12 protein-coding genes and 2 pseudogenes are annotated in these 14,729 nt (G+C 73.1%); 8 read left to right on the top strand and 6 right to left on the bottom strand.

Annotated features, from left to right (window positions below; all coding sequences use genetic code 11):
* Positions 1 to 86: 86 nt before the first annotated feature.
* Genes OHA72_RS14700 through OHA72_RS14690 form a run of 3 tightly spaced genes read left to right on the top strand, consistent with a single transcriptional unit; the run spans position 87 to position 3,407 of the window.
* Positions 87 to 1,235: a GNAT family N-acetyltransferase gene (locus OHA72_RS14700; protein ID WP_327008376.1), complete on the top strand. Its 1,149-nt coding sequence runs from the start codon at positions 87 to 89 to the stop codon at positions 1,233 to 1,235.
* Entirely contained in the window at positions 1,232 to 2,284 is a 1,053-nt protein-coding gene (locus OHA72_RS14695) for a GNAT family N-acetyltransferase (RefSeq protein ID WP_327008375.1), read from the top strand. Before OHA72_RS14700 ends, OHA72_RS14695 begins: the two co-directional genes overlap by 4 nt.
* 40 nt (positions 2,285 to 2,324) lie before the next feature.
* Positions 2,325 to 3,407 carry a glycerophosphodiester phosphodiesterase gene (locus OHA72_RS14690; protein ID WP_327008374.1) on the top strand — a complete coding sequence of 361 codons (1,083 nt, stop codon included), beginning with the start codon at positions 2,325 to 2,327 and terminating at the stop codon, positions 3,405 to 3,407.
* 45 nt (positions 3,408 to 3,452) lie between these two features.
* On the opposite strand, the pseudogene OHA72_RS64665 reads toward OHA72_RS14690, so the two are convergent.
* The 6 genes and pseudogenes from OHA72_RS64665 to mtrA all read right to left on the bottom strand — a co-directional run.
* A pseudogene (locus tag OHA72_RS64665) lies at positions 3,453 to 3,650 on the bottom strand (sigma 54 modulation/S30EA ribosomal C-terminal domain-containing protein); the annotation flags it as partial.
* Positions 3,651 to 3,727: 77 nt separating this feature from the next.
* Positions 3,728 to 4,082, bottom strand: a pseudogene (gene hpf, locus OHA72_RS64660) (ribosome hibernation-promoting factor, HPF/YfiA family); the annotation flags it as partial.
* Between the two features lie 322 nt (positions 4,083 to 4,404).
* Positions 4,405 to 5,076: a ComF family protein gene (locus tag OHA72_RS14680; RefSeq protein WP_327008372.1), complete on the bottom strand. Its 672-nt coding sequence runs from the start codon at positions 5,074 to 5,076 to the stop codon at positions 4,405 to 4,407.
* Between the two features lie 8 nt (positions 5,077 to 5,084).
* Positions 5,085 to 6,974, bottom strand: a complete 1,890-nt coding sequence (locus OHA72_RS14675) for an LpqB family beta-propeller domain-containing protein (RefSeq protein ID WP_327008371.1) — start codon at positions 6,972 to 6,974, stop codon at positions 5,085 to 5,087.
* An 85-nt stretch (positions 6,975 to 7,059) separates the two neighbouring features.
* A complete protein-coding gene (gene mtrB / locus OHA72_RS14670; RefSeq protein ID WP_442788582.1) occupies positions 7,060 to 8,739 on the bottom strand; it encodes an MtrAB system histidine kinase MtrB in 1,680 nt (559 codons plus the stop codon).
* A 20-nt stretch (positions 8,740 to 8,759) separates the two neighbouring features.
* The gene (gene mtrA, locus OHA72_RS14665; protein WP_033364613.1) at positions 8,760 to 9,449 is read right to left on the bottom strand and encodes an MtrAB system response regulator MtrA; all 690 of its coding nucleotides are present in this window, start codon (positions 9,447 to 9,449) and stop codon (positions 8,760 to 8,762) included.
* 119 nt (positions 9,450 to 9,568) lie between these two features.
* Here mtrA and OHA72_RS14660 point away from each other — a divergent pair, with 119 nt between their 5' ends.
* The 5 genes from OHA72_RS14660 to OHA72_RS14640 all read left to right on the top strand — a co-directional run bounded on the left by OHA72_RS14660 (position 9,569) and on the right by OHA72_RS14640 (position 14,725).
* Positions 9,569 to 10,420, top strand: a complete 852-nt coding sequence (locus OHA72_RS14660) for a hypothetical protein (protein WP_327008370.1) — start codon at positions 9,569 to 9,571, stop codon at positions 10,418 to 10,420.
* Positions 10,417 to 10,971: a DUF4129 domain-containing protein gene (locus OHA72_RS14655; RefSeq protein WP_327008369.1), complete on the top strand. Its 555-nt coding sequence runs from the start codon at positions 10,417 to 10,419 to the stop codon at positions 10,969 to 10,971. The genes OHA72_RS14660 and OHA72_RS14655 overlap by 4 nt, the downstream gene beginning before the upstream one ends.
* Positions 10,968 to 12,338, top strand: a complete 1,371-nt coding sequence (locus tag OHA72_RS14650; protein ID WP_327008368.1) for a DUF4350 domain-containing protein — start codon at positions 10,968 to 10,970, stop codon at positions 12,336 to 12,338. The genes OHA72_RS14655 and OHA72_RS14650 overlap by 4 nt, the downstream gene beginning before the upstream one ends.
* 17 nt (positions 12,339 to 12,355) lie before the next feature.
* Positions 12,356 to 13,339 carry an AAA family ATPase gene (locus OHA72_RS14645; RefSeq protein WP_327011564.1) on the top strand — a complete coding sequence of 328 codons (984 nt, stop codon included), beginning with the start codon at positions 12,356 to 12,358 and terminating at the stop codon, positions 13,337 to 13,339.
* A 186-nt stretch (positions 13,340 to 13,525) separates the two neighbouring features.
* Positions 13,526 to 14,725, top strand: a complete 1,200-nt coding sequence (locus tag OHA72_RS14640) for a DUF58 domain-containing protein (protein WP_327008367.1) — start codon at positions 13,526 to 13,528, stop codon at positions 14,723 to 14,725.
* The last annotated feature ends 4 nt before the right edge of the window (positions 14,726 to 14,729 follow it).

Genomic DNA, 14,729 nt, shown 5'->3' with positions numbered 1-14,729 from the left:
CGAGTGGACAGAGTAGTACAAAATGCACGAGGGTACCGAAGAAATATCCGCCGACAGCAGACACAAATGGGGCAGGATCGGCGAACATGGAGCCGATCGAACTGACCACCGGCGACGGGCTCGTCCTGCGCGCCTGGCAGGAGGACGACGCCGAAGACGTCTTCCGCGCCTGCCAGGATCCCCTGATCCAGCGCTGGACCATGGTCCCGGTGCCCTACCTGCGCGAACAGGCGGTCGCCTACGTGCGGGAGATGTCACGGGCCGCGTGGGCCACCCAGACGTCCGCCCCGCTGGGGGTGTTCGACGCCCGCACGGGTGAACTGCTCGCCTCCGCCGGCCTGGTCACCCTCGACCTGCGCAACCGGCACGCCGAGCTGGGCACCTGGGTGGCGCCGTGGGCGCGCGGGCGGCGGGTCGCCGAGCGGGCCGGGCGGGCCGTCGCGCACTGGGCGTTCGAGGTGCTCGGGCTCAGCCGGCTGGTCTGGCGCGCCGAGGTCGGCAACCACGCCTCGAAGCTCAGCGCCGAGCGGATCGGCTTCACCTTCGACGGCGTGGTGCGGGCGCTGCTGCCGGCCAAGGAGGGCGGGTTCGTCGACGGCTGGCACGGTGTCCTGCTACCCGGCGAGGTCTGCGACACTCCCCCGCCGTGGGTCGGCCCGGGCGGGCCCGGCGCGCTGCGCGCCCACACCTTCGGCCATCCACCGGTCCGCCTGCCCGCCGGGCCGGGCACGCTGCGGATGGCCCGCGAGAGCGACCTGGACGACCTGGTGGAGACGTTCCGCGACCCGGACACCGTCGAGTGGACGTCGGTCCCGTTGGACTACGGCCCGGAGCACGCCCTGGACTTCATCCACAACAGGTACCCGAACGGCTGGCTGCGCGGCACCGGCGTCGGCTTCGTGCTCGCGGACCCCGACGACCGGTTCGCCGGCACCATCGACCTGAGGATCAGCCCGTCCGACCCGGTGACCGCCGAGCTGGGCTTCTCCTCGGCGCCGTGGATCCGGGGCAAGGGATACATGACCGAGGCCGCGCGGGCGATCTGCGGCTTCGGGTTCGACCGGCTCGGGCTCGGCCGGATCGTCTGGCGGGCGCACGTGGGCAACATCGGATCGAGAAGGGTGGCGGAGAAGGTGGGATTCGTGGTCGAAGGGGTGCAGCGTGACAGCTGCGAGCAGCGCGGCATGCGCCTGGACGGCTGGGTGGCGACGCTGCTGAAGCAGGACCTGAAGTGAACATCGCGCTGAGGCCGTGGCGCGAGGACGACACCGACGCGGTCGTCGAGGCGTGCAGCGACCCGGTCACCGCCCGCTTCATGCCGTTCCTGCCCCAGCCGTACACCCGCGAGGACGCCATGGCGTTCTTCCGGCACAAGCCCGGCGACCTCGCCGTCGTCGACCCGGCCACCGACGGGGTGCTCGGCGCGGTCGGCTCGACGCCCCGCGGCGAGGGCATCGCCGAGGTCGGCTACTGGGTCATGCCGGCCGCCCGCCGCAAGGGGGTCGCCTCGGCCGCGCTGGAGGGCTTCGCCACCAGGTTGTTCGAGTCCGGGCTGCAGCGGTTGTACCTGGTGACGGCGCTGACCAACGGCGCCAGTCAGCGGGTCGCCGTCGCCGGTGGCTTCGTCCGTGAGGGCGTCGCGCGCGGCTCGTCGCGGACCCGGGACGGCGGCTGGCAGGACATGGTCGTCTGGGCCCGGCTCGCGGGCGACCCGGCGGGACCGAGCGCCCGGGTGCTGCCGGACCTGCCCGGCGGCGCGCTCACCGACGGTGTCGTCACGCTGCGGCCGATCGTCGAGGAGGACGGGCCCAGCACGTACCAGATGCGCAGCCTTCCGGACGTCAGCGGCAGATCGGTCGTCAGCACGCCGATGGACCCCGCCGTCGTGACGCGCCAGTGCGCCGAGTCGGCGTCGAAGTGGCTCGCCGGGCAGCGCGCCGAGACGACCATCCGCGACGCGACCGACAGCACCTACCTCGGCGAGATCGCGCTGTTCTACTCGGAGCCGGCCCTGCGCGAGGCGATGATCGGCTACAGCCTCACTCCGGAGGCCCGCGGCAAGGGCTACGCGGCCCGCGCCGCGCGGCTGATCACGGACTGGGGTTTCGAGATCGGCATGGCGCGGATGATCGCCGGCACGGCACCGGACAATATCGCGTCCCAGCGGGTCCTGGAGGCAGCCGGGTACCACCGCGAAGGCCTGCAACGCAGCAGGCTGCCGGGGCCCGACGGCACCCGGATCGACAACGTCCAGTTCGCCAAGTTGCGCCCGGCGGCCACCTAGCCGTCATACGGCGTTGCCGTGCGCCCGCGACAGTCAGGGCATGCGTCGACGTGCAGTGATCTCCGGCATGGGAGTGGCCGCCGGGGCCGCGGTCCTCCCACAGACCCTTGTCAGCCCCGCGTCCGCCCACTCCACCAAGCCGCGCCCGGCCCGGCCGCTCGTCATCGGCCACCGCGGCGCGAGCGGCCACCGGCCCGAGCACACCCTGGCCGCCTACCGCCTGGCGATCGCCATGGGCGCGGACTTCATCGAGCCCGACCTGGTCCCCACGAAGGACGGCCAGCTGGTCGCCCGCCACGAGAACGAGATCTCGGGGACCACCGACGTGGCGTCGAAGCCGCAGTTCGCGGCGCGCCGGACCACGAAGACCATCGACGGGGTCGCGGTCACCGGCTGGTTCACCGAGGACTTCACGCTGGCGGAGCTCAAGACGCTGCGCGCGGTCGAGCGGCTGCCCGCGGTCCGCCCGCACAACACGATCTACGACGGGCTCTTCCAGATCCCGACCCTGCAGGAGGTCATCGACCTCGCCCGCTCCGCCGGCGTCGGGGTGTACCCGGAGACGAAGCACCCCACGTACTTCACGTCCATCGGGCTGGCCCTCGAGCCGCTGCTCGCCCGGGTCCTCAAGCGCAACGGGCTGGCCGGTCGCAACGCGCACGTCTTCCTGCAGTCCTTCGAGCCGACCAGCATCAGGAAGCTGCGCGGCCTGGTCGACACCCCGTCGGTGGTGCTGCTCGACGCGGTCGGCGCACCCTACGACCTCCGCAGCTCCGGCGACCCGCGCACGTGGGCGGACCTGGCCACGCCGGCCGGTCTGGACTGGCTCAAGACCTTCACCAACGGTGTCGGCGCGACCAAGAACCTGGTCATCGCCCGCGACGCGGCCGGCAACCTGCTCCAGCCGACGGCGCTGATCGGCGACGCGCACGCCCGCGGCCTGAAGGTGCACGCCTGGACGTTCCGCAACGAGAACCAGTTCCTGCCGCTCAACCTGCGCAAGGGCACCGACCCCGCGGCATGGGGCGACGTGATCGGGGAGGTCAGGACCTTCCTCGCGGCCGGGCTCGACGGCGTCTTCGCCGACTACCCGGACACGGCCGTCCTGGCCCGCGACCTGTAACGGATGTCCGGCGGGCCGGTCTCGGCACCGGCCCGCCGATCCGGCTCACGCGCCGAGACTCATGACCCCGTAGTCATACGCCTTACGGCGGTAGACGACGCTGGGCCGGCCCGACTCCTTGTCGTTGAACAGGTAGAAGTCATGGCCGAGCAGCTCCATGTGGAACAGGGCGTCGTCCACGGTCATCGGCTCGCCGGGATGTTCCTTCTCCCTGACGATGTGCCACGGCTGGTCATCCTGCTCGTCGATGAGGTCGAAGCCCTCGGCCTCGACGCGGTCATCGGCGAGCGTGGCGACGCTGGACCGCTCGGGCTGCGTGAACGCCAGCGACGCGGTCGCAGCGGCGACGGAGACCGGCGCGTGCCGCCCCCGGTGGACGCGCCGCCGGTCGGCGGCACGGCTCAACCTGCTGTCCAGCTTGGCGATCGCGGCGTCCAGCGCGCTGTAGAAGTCGGCTGCGCAGGCCTCGGCCCGGATCACCGGTCCCCGGGAGACACACGTGATCTCCACACGCTGACAGTGGTCGGATTGGCGCGGATTGCGCTCGTGAAACAACTCGACGTCGACGCGGATGAGCTTGTGGTCGTATCGCTCGACCTTCTGCAACTTGTCTGCGACGTGCTGCCGGTAATGGTCGGGCACCTCGACGTTGCGGCCCTTGACGACGATGTCCACTCCTGGCCTCCCCCACGGGTCTATCACAAGAAACAACGGGTTTGGGTTCGGGTTGTTGTCCGGACTGCTCGGCCGGATCGCGCCTCCCCAGAGGCTGAGCCCACGCGGCACGCGACCGAAACGGATGAGGCAGAGTCCTCCCTTCCGAACCGGCGCTTCGCGAACGCCGGTGCAGGTCGTCTCTCGACGTTAAACCGAGGACAGCCACTAGTCACCCCCGGTTCACAAGAACTCTCCCCACAACTTCCGAAACCCTCCTCGCGGATTACCCCGAGTGGCGCACGAAGTAACGTTCCGCTCAAACCAGCACGAAGGCCGTGTTCTACGCTTGACGCTGCGTAGCGGCCAGAACGGCGACGCGGTCGACGCGGACGCCGGCGGCGGCGAGGCGGGCGGTGGACGCCGCGAGGGTCGAGCCGGTGGTGATGATGTCGTCGACGAGGACCACGGTGCCCACGGGGACGCGTCGCCCCCGTACCGCGAACGCCTGCCCGGCCGCACGCGCCCGCTCGGCCGCGGACAGCTCCGCCGAGTCCTCCCGCTTCGGCAGCGCCCGCAGCAGCCCCGCCACGCCGGCCTGCACGCCGCGCCGCCGCAGCGCCCCGGCCGCGTGCTGCGCGATCCGGTCGATGTGGTCGCCGTAGCGCCGCCGGGCCGCCGCGGTCGTCGCCGGCACCGGGACCAGGGTCAGCGACCCGCGGAGGTCCGGCGTGGCGGCGGCGACGACCTTCGCGAGCAACCCGCCGAGGACAGGGGTCAGTTCGTGCCGGTTGCGCTCCTTGTACTGGATGAGCATCCGACGCAGCGAACCGGCGTAGGCGGCCAGGGCGAAGACCGGCGGGAGCCCCGGCGGCGCAGGCACCGGCCGCGTCCGGCCCGGGCGGACGGCGGCGAGCGCCGCCCGGCACGGCCCGCACAGCGGCCCGGTCGCCGGCTCGTCGCAGCCCGCGCAGGTGGCGGGCAGCACCAGGTCGAGCAGGTCGGTGAGGAGCACGGCGCCGCTCAGTCCGCGTAGAACGGTGACAGCGGCGGCTTCGGCGCCTGGGTGGCCGACGCACCGGGTTTCGGGTTGTCGTTGGTCAGCTTGATGTCGGGCGTGTCGTCGGCGAACACGACCCGAGCCACCTGGTTCGCCTCGAACAGGACCAGCACCTGCTGCAGCGAGTCGGTCGGGTCGTTGGTCCGCACCGAGAGCTGGCTGACGGTGTAGGCGCCGGTGGCGGTCGGCTTGAGCAGCGGCAGCGGCATCTCGCCGGTGCCGTCGATGCTCGTCGAGATCAGCGAGTAGCTCCCCTCGGAGAACAGGCCGTTGGCCGGGTTGGCCCGGCCGCCGATCGCGAGCGTGGTCTCGGTGATCCACCCGATCGCCTGGTTGTCGCCGAGGGAGGTGGCCACCAGGTGCTGCTCGCCGAGGCTCAGCCTGCCGTTCTCGATCCGCAGCACCGCGATCCAGGCCTTGTTGCCGACGATGAGCGCGATCCGCCGGCCGTCGGGCGCCACCGAGAACGCCGAGACGTTGGTGATCGCCAGCTCGTTGATCCCGGGCACGACCTCGGCCTTGGCCGCCTCGCCCGCTCTCGCCGGTGGGGTGACCGCCCAGAGCCGGGTGCCGTCGGCGATCAGGAAGCGCTGCGCCGGACGGTTGATCCACGCCGGCCGGCTCAGCGTGGCGGAGGCGGGGATGTCGCTCACGACGACGTACTTCGGGTCGGCCGCGGAGCCGGGGACGCTGACGTACAGCTGCCTGCCGGTGCTGTTGGCGACCTTGCGGACCAGCGCCGCCTTCGTGTGCGCGCGGTTGATCGTGGCCGAGACGACCCCGGTGTTGAACGGGCCGGGGGCGAACAGCTCGGGCGGGCCACCGGCGGGCATGTCCACCGGCCGGACCTCCGCCACGTTGCCGTCAACCACGAACTTCTCCTGGTCGACCTCGCCGACGGCGGCGTTGTCGTCCTCGTAGCCGTCGGAGGCATTCGTGGTGTCCTTGGCGTTCTCGAACGACAGCTCGACGGCCGGATGCCCGTCGAGCGACCAGCGGATCTGTCTGGACAGCTTGCGCAGGTCCTCCGGGCTCTTGCCGGCCGCCTTCGAGCTGAGGTTGACCGTGACCCTCTTGTCGGGCCCCACGGTCGGGTCGTCCTTCGTCTCGATGTCCGGCGACACCCGGTCCACGACCTGGCCCAGCCACGACGACGGGCCGGTCGTGAGCCACAGCATGACCTCGCTGACCCGTTTCGAGGCCGGCAGCACCCGTGGCATGTAGCGCAGGTCGGGCACCAGCTTCGGCGCGTCGACGCCCGACTCCCAGAAGTAGATGGGCTGCGGCTGATACCACTCCTTGAGCCCGGCCACGCTCAGCAGCATGTAGGAGGGCACCTTGGTCAGCCGGAGCTGCCCGCCGATCTCCTCGCCCTCGAAGTCCTCCGACCAGGCCGGCTTGTCCAGCAGCGCCGGCCCGAGGTGGCCGACCCGGTCGAGCTGGCCGATCGCGACGAAGTTCGCCGTGACCCGGCTCTTGTCGGTGCCCACGTCGTCGGCCTTCGCGAGCGCCACCCGGACCACGATCAGCGGCATCTGCGGCCGGGGCGACCACTGCGCGGCGGCCTGCTCGGTCATGAACGTCTTCATGCGGGTCTGGGTCTCGGAGACCGCGTTGGGGTCATCGGTGCTGGTGACGTTGCCGCCGACGGACGTCATCAGGTAGCGCGACACCAGGTCGAGCAGGCTGCTGGCGCCGTCGGGGCGCGGCGGGTCCTGGGCGCGGTCCTGGGCCGGCTTGGGGTCCGCCGCCGGGCCGACGTACTTCGGATCGGTGCGATCGGGCAGCCCGCAGCCCGCGAGCAGCAGTGCGGACACGACCAGCGCCGCGGTGAGGCGGCGGAGCCGGGTCATGCCGCCACCTCCGCTGCGCTCCGGCGTCGGCCTGACTTGAAGGCTGTGCTGATGATGACCGGCTCCTCGCTCCGCTGCGGGCCGGTCACGGCGTCTCCCCGATCAGCGCGGCCTCGTCGGCGCGGGCGTCGTCGGGCACCAGGCGCAGCGGCGAGGACACCAGGCGGTCGCCGGAGCGCACCGGCAGGGTCAGGCGGAACTGGGCGCCCTTGCCGGGCGCGCCCCACGCCTCCAGCCAGCCGCCGTGCAGCCGGGCGTCCTCCAGGCTGATCGACAGGCCCAGGCCGGTGCCGCCGGTCTGGCGGGCCCTGGACGGGTCGGCCCGCCAGAAACGGTTGAACACGAGCTTCTCCTCGCCGGTCTTCAGCCCGACCCCGTGGTCGCGCACCGTCACCGCCACGGCGGCCTCGTCGATGGCGAGGGTCATCACCACCGGCTTGCCCTCGCCGTGCTCGATGGCGTTGCCGAGCAGGTTGCGCAGCACCCGCTCGACGCGCCGCGGGTCGACCTCGGCGATCGCCCCGTCCGGCGGAGTCTGCACGCTCAGCGGCACGCCGCAGCGCTCGGAGAGCGACTCGAGCCGCTCGGCGACCCGGCGCACGACCGGAGCGAGGTCGGTCGGCTCGGCGTCCAGGGCCGCGAACCCGGCGTCGAAGCGGCTGATCTCCAGCAGGTCGGTGAGCAGGTCCTCGAACCGGTCCAGCTCGGCCTGCAGCAGCTCGGCGCTGCGCGCGGCGGCCGGGTCGAAGTCCTCACGGGAGGCGAACAGCAGGTCCGCCGCCATCCGCACGGTCGTCAGCGGGGTGCGCAGCTCGTGCGACACGTCGGAGGTGAAGCGGCGTTGCAGGCGCGACATCTCCTCCAGCCGGACGATCTGCCGCTGGAGGTTGGCCGCCATCTGGTTGAACGCCGCGGCCAGCCGGGCCAGGTCGTCCTCGCCCTTGACCTGCATGCGCTGGTCCAGCAGGCCGGCGGAGAGGCGCTGCGCGGTGCGGGCCGCGACCCGCACCGGCTTGACCACCAGCCGGGTCATGGTCGCCGCGATCAGCGCGAGCAGCGCCACCAGCGCGACGCCGGTCGCGGTCACCACCAGGGCGACGAACTCGACCAGGTCGTTCTCGGCCTTCAAGGGCAGCAGGTAATACAGCTCCAGCGGCTCGCCGCCGGTGAGGATCGGGGTGCCCAGGACCAGGAAGCGGGTCGGCCCCTGACCGACGTCGAGGGTCTCGATCTGCTGGTAGATGCCGGGGCGGCTGCTGCCGACGATCGACTCGCGGAGCTTGCGCATCGACGGCTGCTGCATCACCGCCGCCGCGCCGGTGTCCGGCGAGGCCGCCGCGAGCGACGAGTTGTGCCGCAGCAGGATCACCTCGGAGTCGGGCACGTCCATCGAGCTGGACAGGTCCGTCGCCACGACCCGCATCTTGCCGGGCAGCCCCGGGTCGTCGGCCTGGGTGTAGCCCTCCAGCTGGCGCGCGGCCTCTCCGGCGCCGCGCTGGATCCGCTCCCTGGACGTGTTGACCTGGGTGGTCAGCACGCCCTGGCTGATCAGCGACGCGACCGTGTAGCCGAACGCGGACACCAGGATCGCCGAGAGCAGCAGTGTGATGCCCACGACGCGGAACTGCAGCGACCGGCGCCACTGCCTGCGGGCGTAGGCGTAGAAGCGCCGCAGCCGCCGGCCGGCGGTGTGCGGGATCAGCCGCTGCGGCCGGAGGCGGCTGAAGCGGCGGACCTGCACGATGATCGGGTCGATGCGCACCACGGGCGGGATCTGTCCGGGACTCAGCCGGTGCCGGCCTTGTAGCCGACGCCGCGAACGGTGAGGATGATCTCCGGCTTCTCCGGGTCCGGCTCTATCTTGGCGCGCAGCCGCTGGACGTGCACGTTGACCAGGCGGGTGTCGGCGGCGTGCCGGTAGCCCCAGACCTGCTCGAGCAGCACCTCACGGGTGAACACCTGACGCGGCTTGCGGGCCAGGGCCACCAGCAGGTCGAACTCGAGCGGGGTCAGCTTGACCTCCTCGCCGTCGCGCATGACGGTGTGCGCCGGCACGTCGATGGTGATCTGATTGCCGGGCGGGCCGATGGTCAGCAGCTCGGGCGCGACGTCCTCACCGCGGCGCAGCCGGGCCCGCATGCGCGCGACCAGCTCCTTGGGCTTGAACGGCTTCATCACGTAGTCGTCGGCACCGGACTCGAGTCCGAGCACCACGTCGACCGTGTCGCTCTTGGCGGTGAGCATCACGATCGGCACGCCGGACTCGGCGCGGATGGACCGGCACACGTCGATGCCGCTCATGCCCGGCAGCATCAGGTCGAGCAGGACGATGTCGGGCCGGCTGTCCCGGAACGCGCCGAGTGCACGCTCGCCGTCCGCGACGAAGGAGGGGAGGAAGCCTTCGCTGCGCAGGACGATGCCGAGCATCTCGGCAAGGGCGGGATCGTCGTCGACCACCAGGACTCGGGCTCTCATGCGGTCCAATATTTCACCTCGGCGCCCGAAGTTGGGAACCCGATGCCCGATCTTGGTGAGTTTCCGGCTTTCCGGTAGGGCGGGCAGCCCTGTTCGCGCCTGCCGACTACGGTGTCCGCGTGGAGCAGTCCAGCCCCGTGATCCCTCTGCGTCCGCTCACATTCGGTGAGCTGCTCGACGCGGCGGTGCAACTGCTGCGCACCAATGCCCGATTGCTCCTGATCGTCGCGTTCGTGCTGGCCGTGTGCGAGCAGGCGGCCCTGTACCCGTTGCGCTCCGCTGCCGGCGTCGACGGCACGATGGACCTGTTCACGACCGACGACGGCGGCGTGTGGTGGCTGGTCTTCTGCTGCGGGCTGACCGCGGAGGGCGTCGTCCTGGCGCTGCTGGGCGGGCTGACCGGCGCGGCCGCCGGGCCGGCGCTGCTCGGCACGCCCGTGCCGGCCCGTGACCTGCTGCGCCAGTGGGGGCGCCGGGCGCCGGCGCTGATCTTCCTGGCGCTGTTCGTCGGCCTGATCCTGCTGCCGAGCGCCATCGTGGCATTGCCCTGGTTCTACTTCTTCGGCGCGATCGGCCTGGCCGCCCCCGCCCTCGTGGTCGACCGGGTCGGCCCCGGCGCGGCCCTCGCCCGCTCGTTCAACCTGGCCCCGGTCGGGCTGCGCGGGGTGGCGATCCGGCTCGGCAGCTACGGCGGCTGGGCGGCGATCCGGGTGGCCATCGGCTGGGGCACCGGCGCGCTGCTGGAGACCGTGCTGCCGCGCGACGCCCTGGTGAGCCAGGTCACGACCGTGGCGGTGTGGATCCTCGCCAACACGGTCGTCTACGCCGCGCTCGCCTGCCTCGACGCGGTGCTCTACCTGGAGAGCCGGATGCGCGTGGAGGGCCTGGACGTCGCCGTCGGCCGGTCCCGCCGGCTCGGCCGGCCCGTCGACCTGGCCCAGGCCGCGGTCCTCGGCGGGGTGCGGCGATGACCCGCGGCTGGGCAGGATTCCTGCAGGTGCTGTCCGACGTGATCGGGCTGCCGCTGCTGGTGTTCAGCCTGCTGCTGCTGTCGATCCTCGGCGGCGTGCTGCACTACTTCTATCCGCGCTGGGTCCCGACCCGCTTCCCCCGGCTGCGCCGCCGCAAAACCGCGAAGAAGGAGAAGCCGGGCAAGGTGGAGCCGGTCGAGCTCACCGACGAGGAGCTCGCGGCGCTCACCGGCGACGAGCTGCCCGACCTGCCGGCCGAGGTGTTCCTGACCCTGGCCGACCGGCTCGCCGCGGAGGGCCGCTACGCCGAGGCCGTCCGCGAGCGGCTCCGCGCGATCGTGCGGGGCCTGGTCGAGCGGCGCGCCGTCGAGGTCCTGCCCGGCATGACCGTCACCGAGGTGGCGCACGCCGCGGCCGGCGTGGCGCCGGGGGTCGAGCCGCCGTTGCGCGGCGCGACCGGGATCTTCTCCGACATCTGGTACGGCCAGCTTCCCGCCACCGCCGAGCACGACACCCTGATGCGGCAGTACGCGGCGGAGGTCGACGCATGAAGACGAAGACCCCCCGTTCACGGCGCTGGCTGCGGCTGGCGGTCCCACCCGTCGCGGTCCTGCTGGTCCTGCTGACGGGCCTGGTGCTGTACCAGTGGGAGCAGCCCGACGAGGACGACCCCGCCTACCTGTCGCCGGTGAGCAGCGCGGCCATCGGCGCGGGCACCCTCGCCGACCGCGTCCGGGCCGCGGGCGTCACGATCACCCGGGTCGGCAGCACCGCCGACGCCTTCCGCGCCGAGCACCGCGGCGACGTCACGATCCTGCTCACCACCCCGCAGTTCGTGCACCCCGAATACCTGCGGCGCCTGGCGCTGCTGCCCGGCTCGACCCACGTCGTGGCCGTTGAGCCGAGCCGGGAGACCCTGCTGCGCGGCCAGCTGCCGATCGCCGGCACCGACCGGGCCCTCGTCAGCAGGGTGAGCGCGCCGGGCTGCGACTACCGCGCCGCGGCCGACGCCGGCCGGGCAGGGGTGCGCCGCACCCGGTACGGCGTGATCGACACGCGCGTCGAGCAGCAGCTCGCCCGCTGCTACGACGACTCGCTGGTCGTGTTCAGCCGGGGCTGGACCACGATGGCGGTCGTCGGCTCGGCGGATCCGTTCCGCAACGACCGGATCGGCGAGTTCGGCAACGCGGCGCTCGCCGTGGGCCTGCTGACCGCCAGGCCGCGGCTCGTCTGGGTCGACCTGCACCACCGCGAGGCGCCGCCGAAGCCCGAGGAGGATCCCTACGGCGGTCCGACGGTCCAGGCGTCGGCCACCGCCGGCACGCCGACCGGGACACCCACCCGCGAGACGGCCCGCCCCACCACGCCCGCCACGGGCAGCGGCCGCGGCCAGTCCTCGCCGCAGCCGCAGAGCGGCGGGAGCGCCGAGGCCGGGGACGCCGACCCGCCGAACCCGCTGTGGCACGCGTTCCCCGTCTGGACCTATGTCGTCGCCGTCCTGCTCGTCGTCGCCTTCCTGCTGTACGCGCTGGCCAGGGCGCGCCGGATGGGCGGGCCGGTGGTGGAGCCGCTGCCCGTCGTGGTCCGCGCCGGCGAGACGGTCACCGGCCGCGGCCGGCTCTACCGGCGGGCCAGAGCCCGGGAGGAGTCCCTGGCGACGCTGCGCTCCGCCGCGCTGAGCCGGATGGCGCGGCTGCTGCGGCTGGAGCCGGGCACCGACCGGGAGACGATCGTGGCCACGGTCGCCGGGTCGAGCGGCTGGCCCCCGTACACGGTCAGGGACACGCTCTTCGGCGCGCCGCCCGAGGACGACGACTCGCTGGTCATCGCGGCCGTCCAGCTGGAAGCCCTGTCGCAGGCTCTGTCCGAGGCCGTCACCACCGAACAACCCGACGCAGCAGAAGGAGCCCGACGGTGACCGACACCGCTATCCCGCTGGCCCAGCCGGCGCCCGAGCCGGTCGGGGACCCGCAGCACGCCCGCGCGGCCCTCGGCCGGCTGCGCGCCGAGGTCGGCAAGGTCGTCGTCGGCCAGGACGCCGTGGTGTCCGGCATGGTGATCGCCCTGCTCGCCCGCGGGCACGTCCTGCTGGAGGGCGTGCCCGGCGTGGCGAAGACGCTGCTCGTGCGCACCATCGCCGCGGCGCTGGACCTGGACACGAAGCGGGTCCAGTTCACCCCGGACCTGATGCCCGGCGACGTCACCGGCTCGCTGATCTTCGACGCCCGCACGGCCGAGTTCCAGTTCCGCGAGGGGCCGGTCTTCACCAACCTGCTGCTCGCCGACGAGATCAACCGGACCCCGCCGAAGACCCAGGCGTCGCTGCTGGAGGTCATGGAGGAGCGCCAGGTCTCCGTCGAGGGCCGGGCCCGGCCGCTGCCCGATCCGTTCCTGGTCGCCGCGACGCAGAACCCGATCGAGTACGAGGGCACCTACCCGCTGCCCGAGGCGCAGCTGGACCGGTTCCTGCTGAAGCTGACCGTGCCGCTGCCGACCCGCGACGAGGAGCTCGGCGTGCTCCGCGCCCACCACAGGGGCTTCGACCCGCGCCGGCTGGACCACGCCGGGGTGCGCCCGGTCGCGACCGCCGCCGACCTCGCCGCCGGCCGGGCCGCGGTGCAGCGGGTCGCGGTCGCCGACGGCGTCCTCGCGTACGTCGTCGACCTCTGCCGCGCGACCCGGGTGTCGCCGTCGCTGGAGCTCGGCGCCTCACCGCGTGGCGCGACGGCGCTGCTCGCCGCCGCGAAGGCCTGGGCGTGGCTGACCGGCCGCGACTACGTCACCCCGGACGACGTGAAGGCCCTCGCCCGGCCGACGCTGCGGCACCGGGTGCGGCTGCGGGCCGAGGCGGAGCTGGAGGGCGTCACCGCCGACGCGGTGCTCGACTCCGTCCTGGCCACCGTCCCGACCCCGCGATGACCCGCCGCCCGGCGGGCTCCCGGGACACCGGAGCGCCCGCGTGATCACCTGGCGGCCCGCGGCGGCGTCGCCGCCGGCGCGGTCCTGCTCGCGCTGGTCGGCGTCGCCGCGGGCGACGGCGTCCCCGGCGCCTGGCTGTGGCTCGGCGCGGCGATCCTGCTCGTCGCCGTCGGGATCGGGTGCGCCGTGGACGCCCTCGCCGCCGCCTCGCCGCGGTCGCTGACCCTGACCCGCTCCGGCCACCAGTCCCTGTGGCTCGGCGACACCGGCAGCGTCGAGCTGGTCGTGCGCAACGGCTCGGACCGGGTGTTCGCCGGGCGGGTCCGCGACGCGTGGGTGCCCTCGGCCGGTGCGTTCCCGGCGGAGCAGGAGGTACGCATCGAGCCCGGCCAGGCGGTCCGGCTGACCACGACGCTGACCCCGACCCGCCGCGGCGACCGCCCGGCGATCCGGGTCACGCTGCGCTCCTACGGACCGTTCCGCCTCGCGTACCGGCAGACCACCCGCCGCGCCGCGGACGCCATGACACCGCCGTGGCGCCTGCGGGTCTTCCCGGCGTTCGCGTCCCGGCGGATCCTGCCGGAGAAGGTCGCCCGGCTGCGCATCCTGGACGGTTCGGTGGTGACCCGGGGGCGCGGTCAGGGCACCGAGTTTGACACGCTGCGCGAATACGTGATCGGCGACGACGTCCGCTCCATCGACTGGCGCGGCAGCGCCCGCCGCTCCGACGTGGTCGTGCGCACCTGGCGGCCGGAGCGTGACCGGCGGCTCGTCTGCGTCCTGGACACGGGTCGCACGTCGGCGGCGCGGATCGGCGACGAGCCGCGGCTGGACGCGGCCATGGACGCCGCGCTGCTGCTCGCCTCCGTCGCCGCCCGGGCGGACGACCGGGTCGACCTGCTCGCCGTCGACACCACGGTCCGCGCGTCGGTGACCAACGTCGACAAGAGCACCGTGCTGTGGCGGCTGGTCACCGCGATGGCCCCGCTGCAGCCGGCCCTGGTCGAGACGGACTTCGGCCTGGTCGCCGGCGAGATCCTGCGCCGCGAGCGCAAACGCGCCCTGGTGGTGCTGTTCACCGCGCTGGAGCCGGGCGCGCTCGGCGACGGGCTCCTGCCGGTCCTGCCGCAGCTGGCCGCCAAGCACAAGGTCATTGTCGCGGCGGTGCACGACCCTGCCCTGAGCCGCATGGCGCAGGTCCAGCCGGACGCGGGCCCGGACGAGGTGTACGCGGCCGCCGCGGCGCAACGCACGCTCGCCGAGCGGGAACGGGTCAGCGCCGCCCTGCGCCGTCACGGCGTGGAGGTGGTCGACGCCCCGGCCGACGTCTTCGCGTCCCGGGTCACCGACCACTACCTCGCCCTGAAGGCCACCGGCCGGCTGTAGCGGA

The sequence above is a fragment of the Dactylosporangium sp. NBC_01737 genome, assembly GCF_035963215.1.
GTDB lineage: Bacteria > Actinomycetota > Actinomycetes > Mycobacteriales > Micromonosporaceae > Dactylosporangium.
The sequence above is the reverse complement of the archived record's forward strand: the minus strand, read 5'-3'. Positions and strand labels throughout refer to the sequence as shown.